Origin of the sequence: Citrobacter sp. Cpo074, assembly GCF_030332745.1 — a bacterium.
In the GTDB taxonomy this organism is placed as follows: Bacteria; Pseudomonadota; Gammaproteobacteria; order Enterobacterales; family Enterobacteriaceae; genus Citrobacter; species Citrobacter portucalensis.
The window spans coordinates 75,891-100,298 of sequence record NZ_JAOWHG010000027.1 but is presented as its reverse complement, the minus strand read 5'-3'; the positions used below and the strand labels follow the sequence as shown (position 1 = coordinate 100,298).

At 51.8% G+C, this 24,408-nt stretch carries 23 protein-coding genes; 19 read left to right on the top strand and 4 right to left on the bottom strand.

The window, feature by feature from the left end:
• Positions 1-59 precede the first annotated feature (59 nt).
• The 3 genes from OGX83_RS05100 (at position 60) to OGX83_RS05090 (ending at position 3,799) form a co-directional block, all read left to right on the top strand.
• Complete coding sequence (locus OGX83_RS05100) at positions 60-1,496, top strand: glycoside hydrolase family 32 protein (RefSeq protein ID WP_208744223.1); 1,437 nt, start codon at positions 60-62, stop codon at positions 1,494-1,496.
• Between the two features lie 30 nt (positions 1,497-1,526).
• Positions 1,527-2,474 carry a PfkB family carbohydrate kinase gene (locus OGX83_RS05095; protein ID WP_071446229.1) on the top strand — a complete coding sequence of 316 codons (948 nt, stop codon included), beginning with the start codon at positions 1,527-1,529 and terminating at the stop codon, positions 2,472-2,474.
• 65 nt (positions 2,475-2,539) lie between these two features.
• A complete protein-coding gene (locus OGX83_RS05090; RefSeq protein ID WP_071446227.1) occupies positions 2,540-3,799 on the top strand; it encodes an MFS transporter in 1,260 nt (419 codons plus the stop codon).
• A gap of 76 nt (positions 3,800-3,875) precedes the next feature.
• Here the strand turns inward: OGX83_RS05090 and OGX83_RS05085 are convergent, their stop codons facing one another.
• From OGX83_RS05085 to ycgZ, 4 genes are all read right to left on the bottom strand, one after another.
• A complete protein-coding gene (locus OGX83_RS05085; RefSeq protein ID WP_071446225.1) occupies positions 3,876-4,427 on the bottom strand; it encodes a LuxR C-terminal-related transcriptional regulator in 552 nt (183 codons plus the stop codon).
• Between the two features lie 133 nt (positions 4,428-4,560).
• Entirely contained in the window at positions 4,561-4,827 is a 267-nt protein-coding gene (locus tag OGX83_RS05080) for a biofilm development regulator YmgB/AriR family protein (protein ID WP_008784990.1), read from the bottom strand.
• 34 nt (positions 4,828-4,861) lie between these two features.
• Entirely contained in the window at positions 4,862-5,134 is a 273-nt protein-coding gene (locus tag OGX83_RS05075; RefSeq protein ID WP_008784991.1) for a hypothetical protein, read from the bottom strand.
• Positions 5,135-5,174: 40 nt separating this feature from the next.
• Positions 5,175-5,411 (bottom strand): regulatory protein YcgZ, encoded by a 237-nt coding sequence (ycgZ, locus tag OGX83_RS05070; protein ID WP_003833500.1) that lies wholly within the window; start codon positions 5,409-5,411, stop codon positions 5,175-5,177.
• Between the two features lie 318 nt (positions 5,412-5,729).
• On the opposite strand from ycgZ, the gene OGX83_RS05065 reads away from it, so the two are divergent.
• From OGX83_RS05065 to modD, 16 genes are all read left to right on the top strand, one after another.
• The gene (locus OGX83_RS05065; protein WP_286587472.1) at positions 5,730-6,959 is read left to right on the top strand and encodes a diguanylate phosphodiesterase; all 1,230 of its coding nucleotides are present in this window, start codon (positions 5,730-5,732) and stop codon (positions 6,957-6,959) included.
• 203 nt (positions 6,960-7,162) lie between these two features.
• Entirely contained in the window at positions 7,163-7,894 is a 732-nt protein-coding gene (locus OGX83_RS05060; RefSeq protein WP_008784993.1) for a MerR family transcriptional regulator, read from the top strand.
• A gap of 309 nt (positions 7,895-8,203) precedes the next feature.
• Complete coding sequence (locus OGX83_RS05055; RefSeq protein WP_003833507.1) at positions 8,204-8,734, top strand: Csu type fimbrial protein; 531 nt, start codon at positions 8,204-8,206, stop codon at positions 8,732-8,734.
• Positions 8,735-8,748: 14 nt separating this feature from the next.
• Positions 8,749-9,471 carry a fimbrial biogenesis chaperone gene (locus tag OGX83_RS05050; protein ID WP_267449578.1) on the top strand — a complete coding sequence of 241 codons (723 nt, stop codon included), beginning with the start codon at positions 8,749-8,751 and terminating at the stop codon, positions 9,469-9,471.
• Between the two features lie 55 nt (positions 9,472-9,526).
• Positions 9,527-11,812 carry a fimbria/pilus outer membrane usher protein gene (locus tag OGX83_RS05045; RefSeq protein WP_286587469.1) on the top strand — a complete coding sequence of 762 codons (2,286 nt, stop codon included), beginning with the start codon at positions 9,527-9,529 and terminating at the stop codon, positions 11,810-11,812.
• Positions 11,813-11,825: 13 nt separating this feature from the next.
• Positions 11,826-12,794, top strand: a complete 969-nt coding sequence (locus OGX83_RS05040) for a Csu type fimbrial protein (RefSeq protein ID WP_286587468.1) — start codon at positions 11,826-11,828, stop codon at positions 12,792-12,794.
• Positions 12,795-13,115: 321 nt separating this feature from the next.
• Positions 13,116-14,390: a Glu/Leu/Phe/Val family dehydrogenase gene (locus OGX83_RS05035; RefSeq protein WP_032943729.1), complete on the top strand. Its 1,275-nt coding sequence runs from the start codon at positions 13,116-13,118 to the stop codon at positions 14,388-14,390.
• 325 nt (positions 14,391-14,715) lie between these two features.
• Complete coding sequence (gene dhaK / locus OGX83_RS05030) at positions 14,716-15,786, top strand: dihydroxyacetone kinase subunit DhaK (protein WP_008784998.1); 1,071 nt, start codon at positions 14,716-14,718, stop codon at positions 15,784-15,786.
• Between the two features lie 11 nt (positions 15,787-15,797).
• Complete coding sequence (dhaL, locus tag OGX83_RS05025) at positions 15,798-16,430, top strand: dihydroxyacetone kinase subunit DhaL (RefSeq protein ID WP_020996617.1); 633 nt, start codon at positions 15,798-15,800, stop codon at positions 16,428-16,430.
• A gap of 10 nt (positions 16,431-16,440) precedes the next feature.
• Complete coding sequence (gene dhaM / locus OGX83_RS05020) at positions 16,441-17,871, top strand: dihydroxyacetone kinase phosphoryl donor subunit DhaM (protein ID WP_048235235.1); 1,431 nt, start codon at positions 16,441-16,443, stop codon at positions 17,869-17,871.
• Between the two features lie 170 nt (positions 17,872-18,041).
• Positions 18,042-19,754, top strand: a complete 1,713-nt coding sequence (locus tag OGX83_RS05015) for an alpha,alpha-trehalase (protein ID WP_128612278.1) — start codon at positions 18,042-18,044, stop codon at positions 19,752-19,754.
• Between the two features lie 207 nt (positions 19,755-19,961).
• Positions 19,962-20,984: an ABC transporter substrate-binding protein gene (locus OGX83_RS05010; RefSeq protein ID WP_008785002.1), complete on the top strand. Its 1,023-nt coding sequence runs from the start codon at positions 19,962-19,964 to the stop codon at positions 20,982-20,984.
• A gap of 26 nt (positions 20,985-21,010) precedes the next feature.
• On the top strand, positions 21,011-21,970 hold the full coding sequence (locus tag OGX83_RS05005; protein WP_502873516.1) for a FecCD family ABC transporter permease: 960 nt from the start codon (positions 21,011-21,013) through the stop codon (positions 21,968-21,970).
• A complete protein-coding gene (locus tag OGX83_RS05000) occupies positions 21,967-22,728 on the top strand; it encodes an ABC transporter ATP-binding protein (RefSeq protein ID WP_286587465.1) in 762 nt (253 codons plus the stop codon). Before OGX83_RS05005 ends, OGX83_RS05000 begins: the two co-directional genes overlap by 4 nt.
• A gap of 9 nt (positions 22,729-22,737) precedes the next feature.
• Positions 22,738-23,550, top strand: a complete 813-nt coding sequence (locus tag OGX83_RS04995; RefSeq protein WP_275398082.1) for a class I SAM-dependent methyltransferase — start codon at positions 22,738-22,740, stop codon at positions 23,548-23,550.
• A complete protein-coding gene (gene modD, locus OGX83_RS04990) occupies positions 23,547-24,404 on the top strand; it encodes a ModD protein (protein ID WP_286587464.1) in 858 nt (285 codons plus the stop codon). Before OGX83_RS04995 ends, modD begins: the two co-directional genes overlap by 4 nt.
• Positions 24,405-24,408 lie beyond the last annotated feature (4 nt).

The following is a 24,408-nucleotide window of genomic DNA, read 5'->3' as shown; positions in this document are numbered from 1 at the left end:
CGAGAAAACCGAGAATGTTAACGTTATCTTTTGATCAATTCACTTACAGGGACAAGCAAATGACGTCACTACTTTCCAAAGCCAACGAAGCCTTAAGCCAGCAGAAAGACCTTATAAACCCGCGCTGGTATCCACGCTATCACCTGGCGCCACCGGCGGGTTGGATGAATGATCCCAACGGTCTGTCCTGGTTCGATGGTTACTACCATGCGTTCTATCAGCACTATCCGTGGCAGCCGGTCTGGGGACCAATGCACTGGGGCCATGCGCGCAGCCGCGATATGGTGAACTGGGAGCACTTACCCATCGCACTGGCACCAGAAGGGCCGGAAGATAAAGACGGCTGTTTTTCCGGTTCAGCGGTGGTTGAAGGCAATAAGCTGGCTCTGATCTACACCGGACATAAGTTTGACGGCGAGGCGAAAGAGGAAAACCTGTATCAGGTACAGTGCCTGGCCACCAGCACCGACGGGATTCACTTTGAACGCCAGGGCATGATTCTGGATACCCCGCGAGGTGTACACCATTTTCGCGATCCGAAAGTCTGGCAAGAGGGAGACAACTGGTACATGGTGGTGGGCGCCCGGGTCGATGACGTGGGCGAAGTGCAGCTCTATCGCTCGCAAGATCTACAGCACTGGCAGTTTGCCAGCACGCTCGGCAGGGCCGATGACGGCATGGGCTACATGTGGGAGTGCCCAGACCTCTTCCCACTCAACGATAAGCTCGTCTTCATGTTCTCGCCTCAGGGCATCGCCGCAGACGGATACGATTGCCGTAACCTGTTCCAGAGCGGCTATATGGTCGGCGAATGGCAGGATAATCTCCATTTTCACGTCACCCACGCCTTCCAGGAGATGGATCACGGGCATGATTTTTACGCCCCCCAGTCATTTACCACCCCGGATGGGCGCCGCATCGTGATTGGCTGGCTGTCGATGTGGGAATCGCCAATGCCAGAACAAGCCGACGGCTGGGCGGGCATGCTTACCCTCCCCCGCGAGGTGACGCTCGATACCGATCAGCGGCTGCGTATGAACCCGGTGAAAGAGCTGGAATTATTACGCGGTGAGCTTCATGTCTGGCCGGTCAGCGAACTGCACAATCGCATCCTGATGGTAGAGGAGCAGGCGCACGCTATTGAAGTCGAACTGAGCATCGATATCGCCCGCAGCAGTGCTGAAGAATATGGTATCGCGCTGGGTGGCGGACTACGGGTCTACGTCGATGCTCAGGCACAGCGTCTGGTGCTGGATCGTCGCTACCCGCAGCATGGTCTCTCTGGTTATCGCAGCGTGCCGCTGCCAGTTGGTGACCGGCTGGATCTGCGCTTATTTATCGACAGCTCCTCGGTAGAGGTATTTGTCAATCACGGTGAATATACCCTTAGCAGTCGTATTTATCCTGAACCGGACGATCGCCAACTGACCTTATTCAGCCTGAACGGACACGCCATTTTTAATCAAGGGCATGCCTGGCTGCTCAGCGCCAAATAAACACCCGTCTTACTGCTTTGGGGAAAAATAATGACTATCTGGACGCTCGGAGACGCTGTGGTGGATTTATTGCCGCGCGACAATATGCAGTTTGAAGCCTGCGCGGGAGGGGCTCCCTTCAATGTGGCAATCGGCGTGGCTCGCCTTGGCCGCGCCAGCGGTTTTATTGGCCGTGTGGGCAATGACACTTTTGGTCGATTTCTGCATCAGACGCTGGAAACAGCGCAGGTGGATACAGGAAGTCTGGAGTTTGATGCACATCAGCACACCAGTACCGTACTGGTTTCACTGGCTCCCAACGGCGAGCGGCAGTTTGAGTTTTTGGTCAATCCGTCTGCCGATCAATTTCTCAGCCCGGCGAGCCTGCCCGACTTTGGCGCCGATATTCTGCACTTCTGCTCGCTGGCGCTGGTTGCCCCTGACTGCCGCGCCACCCTCGCCCAGGCTATGGCCGCATTGCGACAGACCGGCGGCACTCTGAGCTTTGACATCAATCTGCGTCCGCAGATGTGGAGCAACGAGATGCAGATGTTTGACCTTGTCAACGAGTTTGCCCGGCAGAGCGACATTCTGAAGATGTCGGAAGAAGAGCTGCTGTGGCTAACGCAGACCAACTGTCTCAGTAGCGCCTGCGAACGTCTGGTTGATTTTCCTGCACGCCTGAAAATCGTCACCCGCGGTGCCGACGGCGCTATCGCTTTCTGGCAAAACAGTAGGCTAACTTTAAGCGGCTATAACGTCGAAAGTATCGATACCACTGGCGCCGGTGATGCCTTTATGGCCGGGCTGCTGGCGGCACTCGCCGAGGAAGGCTGGCCCAAATCGACGTCAACGCTACTTCCACTTATCGAGCAGGCCAGCGCTTGTGGTGCTCTGGCGACCACCCGGCGTGGCGCGCTAAGCGCGTTTCCCGACAACCAACACCTGAGCAGCTTTATTCAGTCACAACCGTCGCTACGGAGGACGATTACCCCGTAATAAAGCGCACTCGTTACGTCGTATCAGAAAGACCTTACAATGACCTGATCTGGATTGGAAAAATCATGAAGATAAATATGCCGTTCAGTAATGACAAATATCGGTACTCGTCCGGGTATCTGCTTTTTTTCTTTGCCGCCTGGTCGTTGTGGTGGTCTTTTTATGCGATATGGCTAAAAAATAAACTTGGCCTGTCCGGAACGGAGCTGGGAATGCTGTATGCCGTAAACCAGTTCTTTAGCATGCTGTTTATGCTGGTCTACGGTTTTCTGCAGGATAAGCTCGGCACCCGTAAACACCTTATCTGGCTGATGGGGATAGTCATCACGCTCAGCGGCCCGTTCCTGATTTATGTTTACGAACCGCTGCTGACCTCCAACTTCAAACTTGGTATGGCGCTGGGAGCCATTTTCTTTGGCCTTGGCTACCTCGCGGGTTGTGGTCTGGTAGAAAGCTTCGTCGAAAAAGTGAGCCGCAAATTCAACTTTGAATTCGGCACCGCCCGCTTGTGGGGATCGCTTGGCTACGCCGCAGGGACATTTGTTGGCGGTATCTTCTTCAGCATCAACCCACACATTAACTTCTGGTGCGTATCGGTAATGGGGGTGTTATTCCTGTTGATTAACGTGTTGTTCAAAACCAACTCACCCGCCCCATCTTCTGTAAAAACGCGTTCTCCTGAACCTGACGCGCTGACCCGAAAGGATTTTCTCACTATCTTTAAAGATACGCAGTTCTGGTTTTTCGTTATCTTTGTCGTCGGTACCTGGTCGTTCTATAGCATCTACGATCAGCAGATGTTCCCGGTGTTTTACGCCAGCTTATTTGACGATCCCGAACTGGCACCACGCGTATACGGCTACCTCAACTCGGTACAGGTCTTTATGGAAGCAGTCGGTATGGCGCTGGTTCCATTCCTGATTAACCGCATCGGGCCTAAATCCGCATTGCTGCTGGGTGGCACAATCATGACCTGTCGAATCCTGGGTTCAGCACTGTTCACCGATATCTATATTATCTCCTTGATTAAAATGCTTCATGCGCTGGAAGTCCCACTGTTTGTTATTTCAGTGTTTAAATTCAGCGTAGCAAATTTTGATAAACGCCTGTCATCAACGATATATCTTATTGGCTTCAATATCGCCAGTTCCATTGGCATTATCGTGCTGTCACTGCCTGTCGGTAAGTTGTTTGATAAAGTGGGCTATCAGGAAATCTTCCTGATTATGGCCAGCATTGTGGTAATAACGCTAATATTTGGCTACTTCTCGTTGAGCAAAAAACATCATCAGCAGAAGATGGGAAATGAACTGGTGACAGAGTAGCGAAGTTTAAAATATATCGGACAGGGCCATTGGCCCTGTCGTATCCCCCAAAAGTAAGTACGAACTGTCGATTTATTCAGGCATGTTCCAGCCAGTTGCGGAATATTTTCGCTCGCAGTATTCCCTGAAAATCAATCAGCCCAGAACAACCAAGCTTCTTGATCAGATTCTGCCTGGCCTGGTAAATCGTTTTCAAATGTAGATTTAACAAGGCGGATATCTCAAAAATAGTTCGCCCCTCCCCTAACTGCGTTAAAATATATTTATCTCGCGCAGTCAGCGAAATATTTAGTTCTGACTGATTGTCGTGTATACCGCCAGAACGAGTAATATCAATAATAAATTGTTTGAATGTGGCAACGCTAACATCTATTGGCAGTCTGTAAAGTGATAAATCATTGAGATATCTGTACAGATGACCATCAATCAGCAGTACCAGACGATGCGTTTTCAGATCGTAATTTTGCCTTTTTACCGCCTCAAAGTGATTGGCGGTGAAAAAAACCAGATGCGTCTTATCATCTTCGAAAACAATATCTGCAAGAATATTCTTTAGCCCTTGCCTGATAAAAATATCATCAATCCATAACTCTGCGTTTCCAGTGTGTTCCTGAACGATGTTCATCATTATGGCCTCAATGAAAAATCACAATTGTTCTAGAGAGAGTGCTATGTATAGTCTTAATCAAAAAAATGCTCAGCATGAGTGCTTTCAGCATATAACAAAGGTACTGTACATATTATATTAATATGAAGACTTTTTAGACGTCGTCAGCTGTGTAGCGCAGCACTATTTCCAGGGTTTTTCTGATAACATCTGCCTGGACAACGTCAACTGTTGATTCCAGAGAACTAATCAGGCTTAAAATGATGTTTTTATTATTAACATTATCACCTGCCAGAATTACATTGGTTACCGCCTGACCCAATACCACAGACTCATCTGCTAATAGCTCACCTGCATTATGGAAGTAACTTGATAAAGCTTTATCCGTCATTACACTGTGGACATTAATTTCATGAAGCATGGTAACCTCGCTTGTATAGTCTGGAAGATTATCTTTAATGTAATTTAGGGTTTTTGCTGGCACTGAAAGCACTCTCATCTCTGGTTTTATCCGGTTTTCTACTTATCTTCCCCGGATTAATGTTTGTAAAATCATTGATAACGCTGTCAATTAATTGCTTGCGTGTGCCATCTATTTCACTGGCCTGCATAAGTCGCAATTGCTTAATCACTGCGGCTAACGAAACGTCTGTATGCATTCGCAAAATTTCTAGCACAGCCAAACCTGTAATTTCATGTTTCAGGCGTTCACTATCAGTTTTCTTCATAACTCCTTCACTACTTACCCCTATAAGTAAGGGGTTTATTTTATTCAAAAAGCAGACCAATTAACGCATTGTAATGTTTCTGTTCTTTCTCCCCGGATGCTTTTTCAAGACGACACAGAAGCTTGGTGCAAAGTGATTTGCGGTTCAGATTTCGTCCATCCTTGAGTATCTCAGTGACGATTTCTCCCAATGTTTCCTGTTGAGTTGGCAGATGCGCCTTCGCAAAGTAACGAGAAATCGCGCTTGCAGTATCAGTGCGAACGGTATGCTGCTGCATGTCATGCTCCTGTAACAAAATGCTGGTGAATATTAAGTTTTATAACAGTAGCAAAGTTGTACCGAAAATGTGTACAAATCGAACCATCAATTTTTATCAAAAAGTGCTAAATCAATATAATCAGTAATTTAGATCAATATCAAACTACATAAAATCAAATTCAGTTGTACAATCCACTTCGTTTAACGAATGAATTCGATCTTTTTAAGGGCCTTTGCTTGTAAAAATAAAGTTAGAATAATGTATTAAAATCAGGACATAAGATGGTTTGTTTGATACTGTCCATATCTCTTCCCTTCCCTTGATCCCGGACTGTCCATGCTCACGACCATTATTTACCGTAGCCATCTACGTGATGACGCCCCCCTCAGAGCGCTTGAGGATATGGTGACAGCCGCAAATCTAAAAAACCGGCGATCCGATGTTACGGGAATTTTACTCTTTAATGGCCGCCACTTTTTCCAACTGCTTGAAGGACCTGAGGAGCAGGTAAAAGAGATTTATCGTTGTATATGTAACGACCCACGGCACCACAATATCGTTGAGCTGATGTGTGATTACGCGCCTGCGAGAAGATTCGGAAAGGTGGGAATGGAGTTATTTGATTTACAAAAACATGAACGCAATGACGTCCTGCAAGCGGTACTTAACAAGGGAACATCAAAATTTCAGCTCACCTATGATGACCGGGCATTACAGTTTTTCCGCACATTTGTCCTTGCGACGGAAAAATCGAGTTATTTTGAAATACCTGCGCCTGATTACTGGAGTTTTATTACCGACAACTCTTGTACTCTCCTGGATGGAAGCACACTCCAGTCCAATATCGATTTCAGCTTTGCTTTTCAACCCATTATCGATCCTATGTCGCAGCGCGTCATTGCTCTGGAAGCACTTATTCGTGGTAGAGACGGTGAAACGCCCGCAACTTATTTTGGCAACTTAAATCCTGAAGAACTGTATACCGCCGATCTGCAGAGCAAAAAGACTGCTTTTGCAATGGCAAGCGCGCTGGGACTTAACGACAAAATGCTGTCAGTCAATCTGCTCCCCATGACCCTGGTAAACAAACCCGATGCAGTCAGCTTTCTGATAAACGAAATCGCGGCGCACGGACTGGTGCCTGAACAAATCATTGTAGAGTTTACCGAAAGCGAAGTTATATCGCGCTTTGATACGTTCGCGCAGGCCGTAAAGTCACTCAAGGCTGCGGGGATCTGTGTGGCGATAGATCATTTTGGGGCAGGTTTTGCCGGGCTTCAGCTTCTGTCTCGTTTTCAACCCGACCGAATTAAGATAAGCCGCGAGCTGATCACGGATGTGCATAAAAGTGGACCAAGACAGGCCATCATTCAGGCAATTATCAAATGTTGCACTTCACTGGAAATCATGATTTCCGCAGTCGGCGTTGAAAAACCTGAAGAGTGGATGTGGCTTGAGTCCGCAGGTATTGAAATCTTCCAGGGTAACCTTTTTGCACAAGCCTGCCTGAATGGTATTCCGTCTGTTGCATGGCCAGAGAAAAATGATTTCTCAGCGTCAAAATAACTAACGCATTGTTATAAATAAACAATCAAAACAACCGCCCTCATGCTGAACATAAAAATTCAGCATTTACTCCCTGCGTGATAGTAAAGTAAATCTTAATTTTGCTAGAATCCTCTGTATGTTTTGTACAATTTGATGCATGTTGTACAAAGTAACAGGAACCGCATATCGGTGACGGAGAATCAGGAGTGTCCGGGGGAACTATGGCTTATTACAGCATTGGGGATGTCGCAGAACGTTGCGGGATAAATCCTGTCACCCTTCGGGCATGGCAACGACGTTACGGTTTACTCAAACCTCAACGCAGTGAAGGTGGCCACCGACTCTTTGATGAAGAAGATATTCAGCGTATTGAAGAAATAAAACGTTGGATTAGCAATGGCATACCTGTTGGGAAAGTTAAGGCATTGCTGGAAACCAGTACCCGTCAAGCTGACGACGACTGGAATCAATTACAAGAAGAGATGATGAGCATTCTTCGCATGGCGCATCCGCCGAAGCTGCGAGCCAAAATTACCGCACTCGGTCGCGTTCACCCCGTAGATGCGCTGATCGATCACGTTTATCTTCCCGTACGTCAACGGCTGATACTTGACCATAATACATCCCGCATAATGAACAGCATGCTTGATGGCGCATTGATTGAATATGTTGCCACACTGCTGTCTGAAACGCGGCGCAAGTCAGGAAAGGATGCCCTCCTGATGGCCTGGGATGTTGAAGACAGAACCCGTCTGTGGCTCGAAGCCTGGCGCTTATCGCAATCTGGTTGGCATATTGCCGTTCTGGCTGAACCCATTGAATCGCCAAGACCTGAACTTTTCCCTGGGCAAACCCTTTTTGTCTGGACCGGTATTACGCCAACCCGCAGACAAAATGAACTGCTCCAACACTGGAATGAACAAGGTTATAAGGTCATTTTCCACAGCCCGTAACCTACACGTAATACGTGTAAGATAAATCATACAACTCTCATTTTTTGGCTGGTTATTTTGAGTACCACCCAAGGAATATGTTGCCCTCTATCCTCCTGACTTAACCCCGGCCATAGCATAAAAATAAAACAATATACTAACCCATTGGTATTATTTTTTTGCAGACGACATCACCTTTTTCCTAAGTAAAATTCATTAGATCAACTGGCGTACGTCTAATACTTATTCTAGGGTTAAATTATGTCTTCTTGTGCCACATTATTGTTTTTCTAAAGTAATAAATGTGGTTATTTGAAAAAGGTAAAGGATATGGCTCTAGTCTTAGACAAACGCTTAATTCTTTGTTGCTGCGCCTTTTCCATTATTTCTGTGGCAAATGCAGCAACCGTTAACGGTACATTTCAGGTGCTGATGACGATTCAAAAGGCCTGTACCGTAACTGCCGGTTCGGCTTCAAATATTACACTTGGTCCGGTGAATACCACGGCGACAAATACCAGTGCAAGCAACACTATTTCAATTAATTGCTCAAAAACCACGCCCTATTTTATCGGTCTGGCACCGTCGGCTGCCAATGGAGGGACGACAACAGGATCTGGCGCCATGTCCTCCGTAGCTAACGCTGCCACCAATACCGACAAAGTGCCCTATCAGCTAAATCGTACATCAGCAACAGGCCCGGTGTGGGGGAATACCGCCACCGACACCGCACCTGGAAATGGGGTAGCGGCGACGGGTACAGGTCTGGCGCAAACGTATACTGTTTATGCCACCGCACCGAGCGCCAACTTCACTCCTGACGACTATGCCGACACGGTAACGGTTAACGTTAACTACTAACTTCAGGAAGCCATATGAGAGTAAAACTGCCTGTAAAGCAGTGTGCCTGCGCATGCCTGCTAGGGATGGTTGCGAGCGTCAATCTTGCCACCGCCAGCGGACTGCAAATAGCCCCGGTCACGTTAACGTTGCAAGCGACGCAAAATGCCGATGGTATCTGGCTGAGTAACGCGGGTGAAAATGTGCTCAATGCCCAGGTTCGGGTTTTTCGCTGGAGTCAAAGCGCTTATGACGACAAACTTTCTCCCTCTCAGGGGCTGGTGATTAGCCCACCGATGTTAGCATTAGCCCCTGGAGAACGTCAGTTGATTCGTGTTATTCGCACAAACCCTCCCTCGGCACATGCCGAAGACGCTTATCGTTTGTCGATAGATGAGTTACCGCCTGCAAAAGTAGAAAAAAACAAGCTTCAGTTTGTGCTGCATTATTCTGTTCCCGTTTTCATTCAACCAACATCAGCGGCACAAACGCAGGCAAAACTGCAATGGAAATTACAGCAGTTGGATGGCAAAAAATTTATTGAAGTCAGTAATCAGGGAAATGGGCATGCACAGTTATCTGCTGCAACATTTATAAGCCCTGACGGTACTAAAAAAGTCATTACACCCGGACTATTAGGCTACGTTTTACCCGGATCAACAATGCGCTGGATAGTCTCCCCGTCAGCCAGGAATAATCATTACGGCGGGAAAGTTGAAGTCACAATCAATGGCCAAAAAACAGTACAAGATCTGTAACAGATCCTGGCTTCTGGTGAAATATTGCTTTCTCAATGGAGTATTAATATCGGGAATGGTTTGCGCACAAACGCTGAATAGTAACCAGAACGAAAATAATGTTATTAATAGCGTCTCGCAGATTACGGGGGTCGATTTGTATCTCGACGTCACCTTAAATGGGAATCCCGTTGGGCTGGTTCATTTTGGCTACGATAATGGAAAGCTTTATGCAGGAGCAGATACTCTGCGTAAAATGGGCTTTCGCTTTGATCCAGACGCCACTAACGCCGTCTGCCTGAACGATATCCCCCAGCTAACCATTGACTACAACGTTCAGTTGCAAACGCTCTCGCTTACTGCGCCGCTCAGTTCACTCGATCTTGCGACCACGCAGCTTAACTCGCCCACCGAAACCGCGCCAACGGCAACAACATCACGCGGGGCGCTGCTCAATTATGATATCTATACGCAACAGGGGGATGAAAGCGCAATCAATACCTTCAGCGAAATTCGCGCCTTCAATGCGGCCGGCGTGCTCAGCACCACCCAGTTGACGCAGTACTCTACCGAGGAATATGCCGATAACAGCGTTGAGCGCCTCGACACCAGCTGGCGTACGTCATTTCCTGATTCGATGTTGGCGTTAACCGTTGGCGATACCCTGACTAGTTCACTCATCTGGTCCCGACCGACGCGAATCGGCGGCATTCAGATAGGCACCGATTTTGGGTTACAGCCCTATATGCCAACCACCCCGCTTCCAGCATATCTGGGATCCGCGACGTTACCGTCAAACGTTGAGCTGTACGTCGACGGCGTCAGGTACTACAACGGAGAAGTCCCCGCAGGTAGCTTTCAGATCAACACAATGCCTAACATCAGCGGCGCGGGAACGGGTCAGGTGATGATGACAGATGCGTTGGGCAGAACGAGCGTACAAAATTTCTCGTTCTACAACGATCAGCAACTCCTGCGGGAAGGATTAACCGCCTGGTCGGCAGAATTAGGCACGGTACGCGAAAATTATGGTTACTCCTCTTTTGATTATGCCAGCGCACCAGTATTGAGCGCTACGTGGCGTCGCGGGTTTAGCAATACGTTCACCGCCGGGACTCACGCGGAAACCAGCGATGGACTGATTAACGCGGGCTTCAGTAACGACTGGATCCCAGGAACCCGCAGCGGCACGTTTTCGACCTCACTTGCCGCAAGTACCGACTCAGGAAAGAACGGGTTTTTGTATAGTTTTGGTTACCGTTGGTCCGGCGAACGGTTTAATTTCAGTACCAGTACCACGGCAACTTCCGGCGATTATCGCGATGTCGCCACCCATTACGGTGAGCCGCCCCCCACGCTTAACAGCAACACGGTTATTGGTTATTCGCTGGAAGCAGCTGGAAATGTCAGCCTGAGCTATTTGCAGTTTCGATATCCACACGAAAATGCGGTGCGCTACGCCAATGCCAGCTGGTTTAAATCTCTCACCGACAACATCTCACTAAATGCCGGATTCAACCAGAACATTGACGACAACCGCGATCGTAGCCTCTATCTGATGGTAACCATCACGACCGACAACAATCTGAGCGCCAGCAGCACCCTACAACGTACCAACGACGAAACCGGTTACCAGCTCAACGCCAGCCTGACGCCCCCTGCCGACGGCGGCTGGGGCTGGAATCTGGCTGCCAGTCAGCAGGCTTCCCGGCAAAGTGGCCAGGGCGAAGTGGGATATCTGGGACGTTATGGTAAAGCGTACGCGGGATTCAGCCGTTTACCGGATAACCATTACGGTTATGCAGGCGCAACCGGATCGCTGGTGACCATGGGAGGCGGCCTGTTTGCAGCAAGAGAAATCAATAATGGTTTTGCCGTCGTCTCAACTGACGGCGTGCCTGATGTTCCGGTCAAATTGCAAAATAACCTGATTGGCCGCAGCGATGACCAGGGACTACTGTTGGTCACCCCGTTGAACAGTTATCAAAAAAACCTGATCAGTATTGACCCGATGGATCTCCCTGCCAATATGCGGATCGCACGCGTTGAGACGAATGCCACGCCAGCCGATCGTTCCGGTACTTTGGTTAGCTTTGGCATCACCCCCGTCCGCGCTGCGCAGATTATCCTCGTCGACCATCAGGGTAAGCCAATTCCTGAAGGCAGCATGGCTTACGCCATCAACGGAAAAGGACAATCGTCTGTCGTTGGCTTTGATGGAATGACATGGTTCGACACCCTGGAGCAGCACAACACGCTGCGCGTTGATACGGACATCGGTAGTTGTCGCGTGCAATTTGACTATCCCGCGTCAGCAAAGGGGATTGTGCAAATAGGTCCACTGGTTTGTCGCCCACACTAACAGGAGTGCGCTCATGAGGTTAAGACATCTGCTACTCATCGCTGCCGTACTTTTTTGTCCGGCAATTAGCCATGCGGTAACCTGTTCGGTGAGCAATGTGCAAGCCATAAATTTAGGTTCGGTCAATCCACTGTCTGCGACAGGCGCAACGTCATCAATGACGTTCAGTTACACTTGCACCAAAGAGCTTGGTGACGTGCTGGCAGGGATCAATCTCTGTTTTAATATTGGCGCCTCGGCCGTCAGTGGCCAGGTGACACCGCGAAATATGTCATTAAGCGGAAACCCCGCCAGAACGCTGGCATACCAGCTTTACCAGGATAGCGGGCGCACCAAAGTCTGGGGCAGCCAGTATCAGTCGGGAACCACTTTTCCCATGGTACAGCTTAACCTGCTGAATTTGACGCCAGTGACAGGTTCACTCACGGTATCGGCGCAGATCGTCACGCCACAAACTTCAGCCGTCCCTGGAAACTATCAGGATAGCTATACGACGGCAACAGCCCTTGTCACCCTCAACCCCGGATTACTTTTCCCGCCGACCACCTGTGGTGATACCGTTGCCGCCAGGTTTCCTTTCACCGTCACAGCTGCTGTCAGCAAACAGTGTAATATCACCTCCGCGACTAACATCAGCTTTGCTCCCACCAGCGGAACGGGTCGTAATCTCACGGCGTCAAATAACGTAGGCGTAGCCTGCTCTAATAACACCCCTTACACCATCGGACTTCAACCCTCCAACGGCAATACGGCAGGCAGCGGCGTGATGGCAGGCACGGGGTCAAATACGGATAAAGTCCCCTACCAGCTTAGTTCGACACCAGGTCCTTCCGGTATGGTGTGGGGCAATACATCGCTCAATACCGTTGCTGGCAGCGGCACGGGGACAACGACTACCTACCCGGTTTACGCCACCGTTCCCAGCGCGAACTACACGCCAGACAACTATGCCGATACTGTCACCATCGCCGTGACCTACTGACGCCCAGTTTAACAGCAATAAAGCAAACACATTTTATTATCATATTGTTTACTTTTAGAGGTGCGTCATAAATCTGACAAATTGCGATTTTTACAAGTTATGCATATTAAACTAAATAAACTGCAAAAAACTGCGATGACAGCAAGAATAAAGAATAACTATTCACCACCAAGCCAAAACCCACACTACTCATACCGATAATCCGTGTTAGCCAGGCAGGCTGTTCTATGAAAAAAATGTTAAATTTAGGTTTATATGGTGAGATTCACTGTATACCACGGCCAAATTAAGAACATATTACTTTTATAACTAAGGTTTATCATGGATAAGTTATCTTACGCTTCAGATAGCAGCACATCTGCCTGGAATACCTACCTGCAACAAATCGAGCGTGTGGCCCCTTACCTGGGCGAACTTTCCCATTGGGTGGACACCCTGCGCCACCCAAAACGCGCGCTGATTGTCGATATCCCGGTGCAGATGGATGACGGCACTATCCGTCATTTTGAAGGGTATCGCGTGCAACATAACCTCTCCCGCGGTCCGGGCAAAGGCGGTGTGCGTTATCATCCTGATGTTGATCTTAATGAAGTGATGGCCCTGTCTGCATGGATGACCATCAAATGCGCAGCGTTGAACCTGCCGTACGGCGGAGCCAAAGGCGGTGTGCGCGTCGATCCGTTCTCACTTTCTGAAGGTGAACTGGAGCGTTTAACCCGCCGTTATACCAGCGAAATCGGCATTATCATTGGGCCGCAGAAAGACATTCCTGCGCCGGATGTAGGTACGAACGGAAAAGTCATGGCCTGGATGATGGATACCTACTCCATGAACCACGGCACCACCGTGACCAGTGTGGTCACCGGTAAACCTATTCACCTCGGCGGCTCGTTAGGCCGTGATAAAGCCACCGGTCGCGGCGTTTTCGTCAGTGGTCTGGAAGTCGCGCGTCGTGCGAACATTGAAGTTGAAGGCGCTCGCGTGGCGGTACAAGGTTTCGGTAACGTCGGCAGCGAAGCCGCCCGCCTGTTCGCCGCAGCGGGTGCGCGTGTCGTCGCTATTCAGGATCACACCGCAACGCTGTTTAACTCCACGGGTATCGACATGACCGCGCTGTCTGCCTGGCAGTTGGAGCACAAACAGATTGCCGGTTTCCCAGGCGCTGAAACCATCGCCAGCGAAGCCTTCTGGAGCGTGGAGATGGATATCCTGATCCCTGCCGCGCTGGAAGGACAGATTACCCGTCAGCGTGCAGAAATACTGACCTGCAAACTGGTACTTGAGGGCGCTAACGGCCCGACTTACCCGGATGCCGATGATATGCTGGCAAGCCGCGGTATCATCGTGGTACCTGACGTCGTATGTAACGCAGGCGGCGTAACCGTCAGTTACTTCGAATGGGTCCAGGACATGGCAAGCTTCTTCTGGAGTGAAGAAGAGATCAACAATCGCATGGACAAAATCATGACTGATGCGATGGTGCACGTATGGGAAAAAGCAGCTGAGAAATCCTGCTCCCTGCGTACCGCAGCCTACATTGTTGCCTGCGAACGCATTCTGCTGGCACGTAAAGATCGCGGAATTTATCCGGGCTAATACCGATAATTTTCCCTCGCATAAACCACCTGCCAGGCAGGTGGTTTTTTTTTGCAAAATCCTGCACGTAGTCTTTCCCCATTAAATACTGCCCGATCTCTCATTTTCGCTGTTTTATGCATCACTACGTTTCAATATGGAACGTTATAAAATGATGGCGTTCCGTATTGAAACGCCCTTCACATCAATTTTCTTTTGACTACCCGTGTGCAAAATTACCTTATCGGCAGCGAGCGGTCGCCGTGACGTTGAACCAACCGATACCCTACATCAGATGCCTGCCCGAATTTGGCAGCCATCCAGGACTGTCTGCGGAGCATAAATAATGAAAAAATTGATCAACCGTGTTGAAGACGTACTGAATGAACAACTCGCCGGACTGGCGAAAGCGTATCCTTCCCTGGCACTGCATCAGGATCCGGTATATGTCACCCGCGCAGATGCGCCGGTGATGGGCAAAGTGGCTCTGCTTTCCGGTGGCGGCAGCGGACACGAACCTATGCACTGCGGCTACATTGGTCAGGGCATGCTCTCTGGCGCCTGTCCAGGTGAGATTTTTACCTCACCCACGCCGGATAAAATGTTCGAATGCGCCATGCAAATTGACGGTGGCGAAGGCGTGCTGCTGATAATCAAAAATTACACCGGCGACATTCTTAATTTCGAAACCGCCACCGAGCTGCTGCATGAAAGCGGTGTCAAAGTCACCACCATGGTGGTGGATGACGACGTGGCGGTGAAAGACAGTTTGTATACCGCCGGTCGACGTGGCGTGGCGAATACCGTATTGATCGAAAAACTGGTCGGCGCGGCCGCCGAACGCGGTGATTCGCTGGAAGCCTGTGCGGCGTTGGGCCGTAAGCTGAATAACCTGGGCCACTCCATTGGCATAGCCATTGGCGCCTGTACCGTTCCAGCCGCCGGACAACCGTCGTTCACGCTGCAGGATAACGAAATGGAGTTTGGCGTAGGTATCCACGGGGAACCGGGCATTGACCGTCGCCCCTTCACCTCTCTCGATCAGACCGTTGATGAAATGTTCGATACCCTGCTGGAAAACGGTAACTACAGCCGAACACTCCGCCACTGGGACAACGTCCAGGGCGCGTGGCAGGAAGGTAAAGAAAGCAAACGTGCGTTACAAAGTGGCGATCGCGTTATTGCGCTGGTCAATAATCTCGGTGCGACGCCGTTGTCTGAGCTCTTCGGCGTGTATAACCGCCTGGAAAGCCGTTGTCAGGATGCAGGCATCGTCATTGAGCGCAACCTGATCGGCTCTTACTGTACCTCTCTGGATATGACCGGTTTCTCGATCACCCTGTTACAGGTAGATGACGAAACGCTGAGCTTATGGGATGCACCGGTTCACACCCCTGCTCTCAACTGGGGTAAATAAGGAGATTCATGATGTCCCTCAACAGAACGCAAATTGTTAACTGGCTCTATCGCTGCGGCGAGATCTTCACCACAGAAAGTGATTTTCTCACCGGACTTGACCGGGAGATCGGCGATGCCGACCACGGTCTGAACATGCATCGTGGTTTCAGCAAAGTCGTTGAAAAGCTGCCGTCCATCGCAGACAAAGACATCGGCTTTATTTTGAAAAACACCGGTATGGTGCTGCTCTCAAGCGTCGGCGGGGCCAGTGGACCACTGTTTGGCACCTTTTTTATTCGCGCCGCTCAGGTGACTCAGGCTCATCAAAGCCTGACGCTTGAAGAGTTGTATCAAATGATGCGTGATGGCGCAGAAGGTGTGATTAGCCGCGGTAAGGCTGAACCTGGCGACAAAACCATGTGCGACGTCTGGCTACCGGTGGTCGAATCTTTACGTCAGTCCTGCGAGCAAAAGTTAAGCGTACAGGCAGCGCTGGAAGCGGCAAGCCAGCAAGCGGAAGCCGCAGCGCAAAGCACCATCACCATGCAGGCTCGCAAAGGCCGTGCCAGCTATCTTGGTGAGCGCAGTATTGGGCATCAGGATCCCGGCGCAACGTCGGTCATGTTTATGATGCAAATGCTAGCTCAGGCGTCCAGAGAGTAAGGATAAAGCGATGGTAAACCTGGTTATTGTTTCTCACAGCGCCCAACTGGGCGAAGGCGTCGGTGCGCTGGCCCGGCAGATGTTAATGGGCGGTGATTGCAAAATCGCCATTGCCGCAGGCATTGATGATCCTGAGAATCCGATTGGCACCGATCCGATCAAGGTGATGGAAGCCATCGAGTCCGTGGCCGATACGGACCACGTGCTGGTGATGATGGATATCGGTAGTGCATTACTGAGTGCGGAAACCGCGCTGGAACTGCTCGACCCTGGCATTGCCGCCAAAGTGCGTTTGTGCGCAGCACCACTGGTTGAAGGCACACTGGCCGCGACGGTTAGCGCCGCCGCGGGTGCTGATATCGATCGGGTCATCCGTGATGCCATGAACGCCCTCGACGCCAAATGTGAGCAACTGGGTTTACCTTCGCCATCCGCAGCGAAACCCGCATCTGCTGCACTGTCTCCCGATGCAGATGCCCGTTCTGTTGCCATTGTGGTGAAAAACCCTAACGGCATCCACGTTCGCCCGGCTTCGCGGCTGGTTTCCGCGTTGTCTGGTTTTAACGCCGACATGTGGCTGGAGAAAAACGGCAAGTGTGTGGTTCCTGATAGCCTGAATCAGATAGCTCTGCTGCAGGTACGCTGTAATGACACGCTGCGCCTGATTGCCAAAGGCGAACAGGCAGAGGATGCGCTGGCCGCATTTAAACAGCTGGCAGCGGAGAATTTTGGTGAATCGCTCGAGTCCGCTAATGCTGATAACAAGGCAACTCAGGCTCCCTCAAAAGTCACGGGGACGGCATTCTGTCACACGCCGTTCTCGCCCGAGGTAAACCCGCAGCCAGCCGCATCACTCCAGGCTGAGCAGCAGCGATTACAGACCGCCATCCAAAGTACGCTGAACGATCTGAGCGAACTCACCGCACTTGCTGAAGAACGATATTCCGCAGATATCGCCGCCATCTTCTCCGGTCACCATACGCTGTTGGACGATCCTGAACTGTTTGAAATGGCCTGCGATGTAATGCGCGAAAAGCAGTGCAGCGCCGCCTGGGCCTGGCATCAGGTGCTGAGCGATCTCAGCCAGCAGTATTTACAGCTCGATGATCCTTATCTGCAGGCGCGATACATTGATATTGAAGATTTGCTGTCCCGTTCACTGCAGCATTTGACGGGAGAGAGCGCACAAATTCCCGCGTTCTTGCGCCCCACTATCCTGGTCGCTGATGTCATTTATCCGTCTACGGTACTGCAACTCGATCCGAAGACCATCAAAGGTATCTGCCTGCGGGACGGCAGCGAAGCCTCGCATCCGGCGATTATCGCTCGTGAAATGGGTCTGTGCTGGATGTGTCAGCAAGGCGCGGCTCTCGATAGCATCAAGATGGGCGATACTCTGACCATTGACTGTGTCACACAGCGGATAACCCGCGCAAACTGATACCGAAGCACACCCTTTCCAACAAAGGGTGTGCTTCTTCTCTATTCGCGTCGGGAAATGTCTGTTTATTCGCAAAATGGGGAGCCGATCACGCGAAACGGTCATTCCTGAACTAAGGTTTTCTCATGGTAAATGCCGCTACTTCGGCACGCCGCTAAGGAGATTAACCGATGATAACGCCAGCAACTCGCCATCCTGGCCTGCTCTCTGTTGCAATAAAACTGACGCTCGCAAGCACCTTTTTTGCCCTTTCCTCTTTTACCGTCAACGCCGAGGACGCACCAGCCGCTACGCCTGCTCCGCCTGATATTCTGCTTGGCCCCCTGTTTAACGATGTACAAACAGCCAAACTGTTTCCTGACCAGAAAACCTTTGCGGACGCGGTGCCAAACAGCGATCCATTAATGATCCTTGCCGATTACCGGATGCAGAAAAACCAGTCCGGATTCGACTTACGCCATTTTGTGCAAGTGAATTTCACTTTGCCGAAAGACGGCGAGAAATACGTGCCCCCGGCCGGGCAATCATTACGCGAACATATCGATGGCCTGTGGCCGGTACTCACCCGTTCGACAACCGACGCTGAAAAATGGGATTCGCTGCTGCCGCTCCCGGAACCGTATGTGGTACCTGGCGGGCGTTTTCGCGAAATATATTATTGGGACAGCTATTTCACCATGCTGGGGCTTGCCGAGAGCAATCACTGGGATAAGGTCTCGGACATGGTGGCAAACTTCGCTTACGAGATTGATTCCTGGGGACACATTCCTAACGGCAACCGCACCTACTACCTGAGTCGTTCGCAACCGCCGTTCTTTGCCTTTATGGTTGAACTGCTGGCGCAGCACGACGGGAATGACGCGCTGAAAAAATACCTCCCACAGATGCTCAAAGAGTACAGCTACTGGATGGAAGGCGTCGAAACACTCCAGCCCGGTCAGCAAAATAAGCGCGTAGTTAAACTGGATGACGGCACCATTTTGAACCGCTACTGGGATGAGCGCGATTCGCCTCGGCCAGAGTCCTGGGTAGAGGATATCGCCACCGCTAAAAGCAACCCGAACCGCCCGGCCACAGAAATCTACCGCGACCTGCGTTCAGCTGCCGCGTCCGGCTGGGATTTTAGTTCCCGCTGGATGGACAATCCTAATCAGCTGGGCACTCTGCGCACCACCAGCATCGTTCCGGTCGATCTCAATGCGCTGATGTACAAAATGGAAAAAATGATCGCCCTCGCCAGCAAGGCTGCTGGTGATGATGCCAAAGCGGCGCAGTACGATGGCTTCGCTAATGCCCGACAAAAAGGGATCGAGAAGTACCTGTGGAACGACAAAGAAGGCTGGTATGCCGACTACGATCTGAAAAGCCACAAAGTACGCAACCAGCTCACGGCTGCCGCCCTGTTCCCGCTATATGTCAATGCAGCGGCAAAAGATCGCGCCAGTAAAGTCGCCACGGCCACCCAGGCACATCTGCTGCAACCGGGCGGCCTTGCTACCACGTCGGTGAAAAGCGGCCAGCAGTGGGATGCCCCCAATGGCTGGGCCCCGCTCCAGTGGGTAGCAGCATCCGGGTTACAGAATTACGGTCAGGATACTGTCGCCATGGACGTGACCTGGCGATTCCTCACCAATGTTCAACACACCTACGATCGCGAGAAAAAGCTGGTTGAGAAGTATGACGTGAGCACCACTGGAACCGGCGGTGGCGGCGGTGAGTATCCGTTGCAGGATGGTTTCGGCTGGACAAACGGCGTAACGCTGAAAATGCTCGACCTGATTTGCGCCAAAGAAAAGCCCTGTGACAACGTACCCGCATCACGACCTACCCCGGCAAGTACTGCGCCAGTCGAGTCTAAAAAACAGACTCAACCGACGCCATAACATCATAGCCTGAGCCGTTTTACTTCCTGAATCCGCGCTTCGTCGCGGATTTTTCTTTCTTATATTTCCCCCTTCCAGCTGTCTCTATGGCCTCTAGCCCTTATGGGGTATCCGGGGTTTTCATCCGTGAGAAATTGATTCTGAACATGTTTTTATTCGCTGTATATGTAAATATATAGCGATTTTGTAACCTTCAGGATAACAATAATGCCACTGACAAGACGGATGTTTGCCCAACTCGTGGCATCTGCACTGCTGCTACGCCATCTTCCCGCGTTTGCTCAAACCTCGCTGACTGTGGCCATTGGAGACTCTCCGAAGCCAGAAACGACCCAACGCGTGGTCAGCGCGGGCGCGCCTGCTGACATGCTGCTGCTGGCCGTCGCACCGGAAAAACTGGTGGGGCTTTCCTCCTTTGATTTCTCTCGCCAGACCGCCATCCCGTTTAACGATAACATTCGGACTTTGCCGAAACTCGGCAGGCTGGCGGGGCGCGCCAGCACGCTCTCGCTTGAAGCACTCCTGGCGCTTAAACCTGACCTGGTTATTGACTGCGGTAATGCCGATGAAACCTGGCTTTCTCAGGCCAGACAAGTGAGCACACAAACACAGATTCCCTGGCTGCTGATTAACGGCGAATTGCGCCATACCCCAGAACAGCTGCGCGCAGTCGGTGAAGTATTGGGCGTAGTCTCGCGAACCGCAATGCAGGCCGCGCTGGCCCGTCGATTTATCGATGATGCAATAGCTTTCTCGCATTCACCCGCGGCGAATCTGCGTTTTTATGCCGCGCGCGGTGCCAGAGGACTGGAGACTGGTTTACAAGGTTCTCTGCATACCGAAGCAGCAGAACTACTGGGGTTGCACAATGTGGCGCACATCCCCGGACGACAGGGGCTCACACAGGTCTCAATGGAAAATCTGCTCAGCTGGCAGCCGGATATTATCCTGGTGCAGGATGCGGTGACAGCGCAGTTCCTACGAGAAGATCCGGTCTGGCAAGGGGTCAAAGCGGTTGCTGACCGGCGCATTCTGTTTCTCAGCGGTCTGCCGTTTGGCTGGCTGGATGCACCACCCGGCATCAACCGTTTACTGGGGTTACGCCGCCTGCACGCCTGGCTTGATCCACAGGTTGAAGCGAGCTTTAAAACCGATATGCAGCGCTACAGTGAATTGTTCTGGCACACCACGCTAAGCGACGCACAGTATCAAAGGTTGGTGGCAGTCTGATGAAAGCATCAACCCTCGGTTTTCTGATGATTGCTGCGGTGGTGCTTTGCGCGAGTGTCGCCGCGGTATCAGGCGCGTATCGCCTGGATACACAGCAGGTTCTGAATCTCGTGACCGGTGCAGATGGCGTTCCAATGCAGGACAAAATCGTCTTCTGGCAAATCCGCCTGCCACGCATACTGGCTGCATTGCTGCTCGGCGCGGCGCTTGCGGGCGCAGGAACCACCTATCAGGGCATGTTCCGCAACCCGCTGGTCTCGCCGGATATTCTCGGCGTGGCGGCGGGTGCGGGTTTAGGTGCCTGTTTAGCAATCCTGTTAGGTTTACCGATCCTGTTCATTCAGCTGTATGCGTTCATGGGCGGTTTATTCGTGGTCGCCGGTGTCTGGTTGATTACCCGGCGAGTCAAGCGTCACGACCCGGTGTTAACGCTGGTGCTGGTCGGGATTGCGCTGGGCACGGTATGCGGCGCGGGAATTTCACTCATCAAAACGCTGGCCGACCCGTATACCCAACTCCCGTCTATCACCTTCTGGCTGCTTGGCGGTTTATCGACGATCACGCTGCACGATCTGTGGTTCTCGGCACCGCTGATCTTCGCAGGACTGATCCCGCTATTGCTGCTGCGCTGGCGCATGAACCTGCTCACCCTGTCGGATGATGAAGCACGATCGCTTGGGATCAATGTCTCGCGATTACGACTGGGACTGATCGTCTGCGCAACGTTAATCACCGCCTGTACCGTTGCCATCGCGGGCATTATCGGCTGGATTGGGCTGGTTGTACCGCACATCGGCAGACTCCTCAGTGGCAATAACCACCAGCAGTTGCTGCCCGTTTCTATGGGGATCGGCGCCATTTTGCTGCTGCTCACCGATACTCTTGCCCGCACGCTGAGCAGCACAGAAATCCCGCTGGGGATCCTGACGGCATTTATTGGCGCACCGTTCTTTTTGCTGCTTTTGCTACGGGGAAATCGCCCATGACGCTTCTGACCCTCCGCCATGCGTCGTTGGGATACCACAGTCACCAGCCCGTGTTACGCGATGTCTCATTTCAGGTTTCGCCCGGCTCCGTCTGTTGTCTGATTGGGGCCAACGGCTGTGGAAAAACCACCCTGATGCGCACCATTCTCGGCGTTCTTTCGCCGCTTCACGGTGACATTCTGCTTGATGGCGTCGCCATAAATCATCTCAGCGATCGGCAACGCGCCGCCGCTATTGCCTGGGTTCCTCAGGCACATGACGGCGCGTTTGCCTTCACTGCGCTGGACATGGTGATGATGGGGCTGGCCCCGCAACTGGCGGCATTTGCGGTTCCCGGCGCTAAAGAGCGTGAAAATGCGCACCAGCAGATGACGATGCTGGGAATCTCTCACCTGGCGCCCCGACGCTGGAACACGCTGAGCGGCGGAGAGCGGCAACTGGTGTTAATTGCCCGCGCGCTGGCGCAGCGTCCGCGTCTTTTGTTGCTGGATGAACCCGCTTCCAGCCTGGATTTTGGGCATCAAATCCGTCTGCTCGACACGCTAGTGACGCTGAAAAACTCGGGTATGGCCCTGCTGATGTCGACCCATCATCCATTGCACGCCCGGGCAATCGCCGACAGCGTGGTACGCGTTGAACCGAACGGTGCAGTGTCGCAGGGGCTTCCTGAACAGCAGCTCGCCACCGATCGTCTGGCGGAACTGTATCGCGTTACACCGTCACAAATCGCTCGCCATCTCTTTGGCTCACATAACTAAGGAATAATAATGCTCATTGACGACATTGATTTTGCCGATCTTTACCGTAAACAGTTACAACTGGCGAACAGAACCGAGAAAAAGCCGGAGCACTGGGATAAACGTGCGGAAAAAATGGCGGAAAATTGCGCCTCATTAACCGACAGCTATCTGCTGCAACTGCTGGGGAAAATCGACCTGAAAGGGGCGGAGTCGCTGTTTGACATGGGTTGCGGTCCCGGTACCGTCTCGCTGGCGCTGGCTAAAAAGATGCCAATAATTTACGGCGTAGATTACAGCCAGGGCATGCTTAGCGTAGCTGCCCGCCGCGCTGCGCAAATGAACGCCCGTCACGTGCAGTGGGTGCAGCGGGCCTGGGAGGAACACTGGGATGATTTACCCCAGTGCGATATCGCCGTCGCCTCGCGCTCTACGCTGGTTGCCGATATGCGCCAGGCGATGACCAAACTGAATAATCAGGCCCGACTGCGGGTTTACACCACTCATCTCGTCAGTTCATCTTTCGTTTCCCCCACCATTCAGCGTGCACTGGGCCGCGAAGTGATTGAGCTTCCCAACTATATCTATGCGCTTAATGTCCTGTATCAGATGGGGATCCACGCGCATGTTGATTTTATCCGCGGACCCAACTGCCAGCAGGACAACAGCACCTGGACACGTTTTCTGGAAAACGTGCGCTGGAGTATGGGTGAACTGAGCGCCGACGAGGTCGAACGTCTGGAAAGCTGGTATCAACAGCAGGATCCACGCACGATTGCCCCCGCCAGCCGTGACTGGGCGCTTATCTGGTGGGACAGCGTGCCGCGGGAGGCGCTGCGATGATCTACTTTTCGCAGGCGCAAACCGACGCGCTGCTGCTGGAAGATATTCAGGGCGGCGATCTGACTACCCGCGCGTTGGGGATCGGCGCACAGCCGGGCGTTATGGCGTTTTATCATCGCCAGGGCGGATGCGTTAGTGGCACCGCCGTTGCCAGACTAATGCTCTCCTCATTAGGGCTGACCGTCAGCGACATGGTGGCCGATGGTGAACAGGTAAGTGCAGGACAGCGATTGATTCGCGCACATGGGAATGCGGCGGCGCTACACCAGGGTTGGAAAGCGGTACAAAATGTCCTGGAGTGGAGCTGCGGGGTTTCGGGCTATCTTGAGAGCATGTTGAGCCAACTGCGACAACGCTATCCTGATGGGCAGATTGCCTGCACCCGCAAAGCCATTCCCGGCACGCGTTTGCTGGCGACTCAGGCAATACTCGCCGCGGGAGGCATTATCCATCGCGGAGGATGCGCCGAAACGGTACTGCTGTTTGCTAATCACCGCCATTTTCTTACCAATCCAAACGACTGGACAGGCGCGATTGCGCGCTTACGCAGCCATGCGCCAGAAAAAAAGATCGTGGTTGAAGCAGATACGCCAGATGAGGCATTAGCCGCGCTACGCGCCGCGCCCGATGTCCTGCAACTCGACAAATTTACCCCTGAGAAAGCAACAGAAATTGTCCGCCAGGCCCCTTCTCTGGCCCCCCATTGCACGCTGGCGCTGACTGGCGGCATTACCCTCGCCTCGCTGGCGAGTTATCTCGACTGTGGCATCAGACTTTTCATCACTTCCGCACCTTACTACGCTCCGCCCGCGGATATCAAAGTTAGCCTGAGCCCGGACGCACGTGGCATATAACATT

Bases quoted from the DNA above. Each gene is read 5' to 3' on its own strand.
- OGX83_RS05100 (WP_208744223.1), top strand. From the start codon at position 60: ATGACGTCACTACTTTCCAAAGCCAACGAAGCCTTAAGCCAGCAGAAA.
- OGX83_RS05095 (WP_071446229.1), top strand. From the start codon at position 1,527: ATGACTATCTGGACGCTCGGAGACGCTGTGGTGGATTTATTGCCGCGC.
- OGX83_RS05090 (WP_071446227.1), top strand. From the start codon at position 2,540: ATGAAGATAAATATGCCGTTCAGTAATGACAAATATCGGTACTCGTCC.
- OGX83_RS05085 (WP_071446225.1), bottom strand. From the start codon at position 4,427: ATGATGAACATCGTTCAGGAACACACTGGAAACGCAGAGTTATGGATT.
- OGX83_RS05080 (WP_008784990.1), bottom strand. From the start codon at position 4,827: ATGCTTCATGAAATTAATGTCCACAGTGTAATGACGGATAAAGCTTTA.
- OGX83_RS05075 (WP_008784991.1), bottom strand. From the start codon at position 5,134: ATGAAGAAAACTGATAGTGAACGCCTGAAACATGAAATTACAGGTTTG.
- ycgZ (WP_003833500.1), bottom strand. From the start codon at position 5,411: ATGCAGCAGCATACCGTTCGCACTGATACTGCAAGCGCGATTTCTCGT.
- OGX83_RS05065 (WP_286587472.1), top strand. From the start codon at position 5,730: ATGCTCACGACCATTATTTACCGTAGCCATCTACGTGATGACGCCCCC.
- OGX83_RS05060 (WP_008784993.1), top strand. From the start codon at position 7,163: ATGGCTTATTACAGCATTGGGGATGTCGCAGAACGTTGCGGGATAAAT.
- OGX83_RS05055 (WP_003833507.1), top strand. From the start codon at position 8,204: ATGGCTCTAGTCTTAGACAAACGCTTAATTCTTTGTTGCTGCGCCTTT.
- OGX83_RS05050 (WP_267449578.1), top strand. From the start codon at position 8,749: ATGAGAGTAAAACTGCCTGTAAAGCAGTGTGCCTGCGCATGCCTGCTA.
- OGX83_RS05045 (WP_286587469.1), top strand. From the start codon at position 9,527: ATGGTTTGCGCACAAACGCTGAATAGTAACCAGAACGAAAATAATGTT.
- OGX83_RS05040 (WP_286587468.1), top strand. From the start codon at position 11,826: ATGAGGTTAAGACATCTGCTACTCATCGCTGCCGTACTTTTTTGTCCG.
- OGX83_RS05035 (WP_032943729.1), top strand. From the start codon at position 13,116: ATGGATAAGTTATCTTACGCTTCAGATAGCAGCACATCTGCCTGGAAT.
- dhaK (WP_008784998.1), top strand. From the start codon at position 14,716: ATGAAAAAATTGATCAACCGTGTTGAAGACGTACTGAATGAACAACTC.
- dhaL (WP_020996617.1), top strand. From the start codon at position 15,798: ATGTCCCTCAACAGAACGCAAATTGTTAACTGGCTCTATCGCTGCGGC.
- dhaM (WP_048235235.1), top strand. From the start codon at position 16,441: ATGGTAAACCTGGTTATTGTTTCTCACAGCGCCCAACTGGGCGAAGGC.
- OGX83_RS05015 (WP_128612278.1), top strand. From the start codon at position 18,042: ATGATAACGCCAGCAACTCGCCATCCTGGCCTGCTCTCTGTTGCAATA.
- OGX83_RS05010 (WP_008785002.1), top strand. From the start codon at position 19,962: ATGCCACTGACAAGACGGATGTTTGCCCAACTCGTGGCATCTGCACTG.
- OGX83_RS05005 (WP_502873516.1), top strand. From the start codon at position 21,011: ATGATTGCTGCGGTGGTGCTTTGCGCGAGTGTCGCCGCGGTATCAGGC.
- OGX83_RS05000 (WP_286587465.1), top strand. From the start codon at position 21,967: ATGACGCTTCTGACCCTCCGCCATGCGTCGTTGGGATACCACAGTCAC.
- OGX83_RS04995 (WP_275398082.1), top strand. From the start codon at position 22,738: ATGCTCATTGACGACATTGATTTTGCCGATCTTTACCGTAAACAGTTA.
- modD (WP_286587464.1), top strand. From the start codon at position 23,547: ATGATCTACTTTTCGCAGGCGCAAACCGACGCGCTGCTGCTGGAAGAT.